This is a genomic window from Pseudomonas sp. PICF6 (assembly GCF_009831705.1).
GTDB classification, from domain to species: domain Bacteria; phylum Pseudomonadota; class Gammaproteobacteria; order Pseudomonadales; family Pseudomonadaceae; genus Aquipseudomonas; species Aquipseudomonas rhizophila.
The window spans coordinates 218,507-220,331 of sequence record NZ_WUUD01000020.1; the positions used below are offsets into that span (position 1 = coordinate 218,507).

At 62.9% G+C, this 1,825-nt stretch carries 2 protein-coding genes and 1 pseudogene; 2 read left to right on the top strand and 1 reads right to left on the bottom strand.

Translation table 11 applies throughout. The features are described from left to right. Both GSM73_RS27325 and GSM73_RS14215 read left to right on the top strand, forming a co-directional pair. Window positions 1-360 (top strand): PilZ domain-containing protein (locus GSM73_RS27325; protein WP_256676906.1); only part of this gene is annotated, 360 nt, incomplete at its 5' end. Then, window positions 357-1,079 (top strand): glycerophosphodiester phosphodiesterase family protein, encoded by a 723-nt coding sequence (locus GSM73_RS14215; RefSeq protein ID WP_047227220.1) that lies wholly within the window; start codon window positions 357-359, stop codon window positions 1,077-1,079. The genes GSM73_RS27325 and GSM73_RS14215, both read left to right, overlap by 4 nt. A 42-nt stretch (window positions 1,080-1,121) precedes the next feature. Here GSM73_RS14215 and GSM73_RS27330 read toward each other — a convergent pair. Beyond that, window positions 1,122-1,825: pseudogene (locus GSM73_RS27330) on the bottom strand (FAD-dependent oxidoreductase); the annotation flags it as partial.

Below are 1,825 nucleotides of genomic sequence, written 5' to 3' on the forward strand. Positions count from 1 at the left end.
AAACGCATCGACCTGCTCAGTCAGGTCATTGCCCTGACGGCGCTCGGCGAAATCGGCGAACCGCAGCCGGTGATCATTTCCGAGGGCGGCATCGACTTCCAATACCCCACCCCCATTGCCGTCGGCGCGCACCTGTCGATCAAGATGGTGCTGATGCCCCAGGCCCTGGGGCTGTTGCTCCGGGCCCGGGTCACTCATTGCGACCCCAAGGGCGACGGCTATGACGTGGGCACCGAGTTCGAACGCCCCACCGACGCCCAGCGCCAGTTGCTGGCCCGCTACATCCTGCAGAAACAGGCGCAAGAGCGACGCCTGGCGCGGGAACTGAACGAATCCGGCATCAATAAGGAAGAACCGTGACCCTCATTTATGGCCACCGTGGCGCCAAGGGCGAAGCGCCAGAAAATACCCTGACCGGTTTTCAGGAGTGCCTCAAGCACGGCGTGCGCCGATGCGAGCTGGACCTGCACCTTTCAATGGACGGCGAGTTGATGGTGATCCACGACCCGACCCTCAAGCGCACCACCGATCGCCGGGGCAAGGTGGTGGAGCATTCGGCCGCCGAGCTGGTGACCTACGATGCGCGCAAGGGTGGCCCGGGCTGGATCAAGCCGTGCCCGATCCCGCGCCTGGAGGAGCTGTTCGAAAAATGTGATTTCGAGCATTGGCAACTGGAGGTCAAGAGTGCCTCACGCACCCGCGCCGCCGCCACCGTGCTGGGGATCCGCGAAATGGCCCAGCGTTTCGGGTTGCTGGACAAAATCACCATCACCTCCAGCTCCCGGGAAGTGCTCAAGGCTGCCCTGGACCTGACCCCGGACATCTCCCGCGGGCTGGTGGCCGAATACGCCTGGCTCGACCCACTGAAGGTCGCCCAGAGTTACGGCTGCGAGATTCTGGCGCTCAACTGGACGCTGTGTACGCCGGAACGCCTGATCAAGGCCCAGCGTCAGGGGTTGCATGTATCAGTGTGGACCGTCAACGAACCCGCGCTGATGCGCAGGCTCGCCGACTTCGGCGTTGACAGCCTGATTACAGACTTTCCCGGTTTGGCCACTGCCACCCTCGAGAATTGCTGAAATCGGTCTCCCCGGCCGGCTCAGGCCACCGGCCGGAGCCGCTCAAAAAAGCCGGTTGAGCCCGTCATAGGCCGCTACCCGATAGGCTTCGGCCATGGTCGGGTAGTTGAAGGTCGTGTTGACGAAGTATTTCAGCGTGTTCAACTCGCCCGGCTGGTTCATGATCGCCTGGCCGATGTGAACGATCTCCGACGCCTGGTAACCGAAGCAGTGCACGCCCAGCACTTCCAGCGTCTCGCGGTGGAACAGGATCTTCAGCATGCCCTGCGGCTCTCCGGCGATCTGCGCCCGCGCCATGCTCTTGAAGAAGGCCTTGCCCACTTCATAGGGCACCTTGGCCTGGGTCAGCTCCTGCTCGTTCTTGCCGATCGAGCTGATCTCCGGAATGGTGTAGATGCCGGTCGGTACGTCGTTGACGAAGCGCCAGCTCCCGTTGTCGACAATGCTGCCGGCCGCTGAACGGCCCTGGTCATGGGCGGCGCTGGCCAGGCTCGGCCAACCGATCACGTCACCGGCACCGTAGATGTTCGTCACACAGGTGCGGTAGTTCTCGTCAACTTCGATCTGGCCACGGCTGTTGACCTTCACGCCGATGTTTTCCAGGCCCAGGGTGTCGGTGTTGCCGGTACGGCCGTTGCACCAGAGCAAGGCGTCGGCCTTGATTTTCTTGCCGGACTTGAGGTGCAGGATCACGCCGTTGTCCACGCCTTCGACGCGGTCGTAGTCCTCGTTGTGCCGCACGGTGA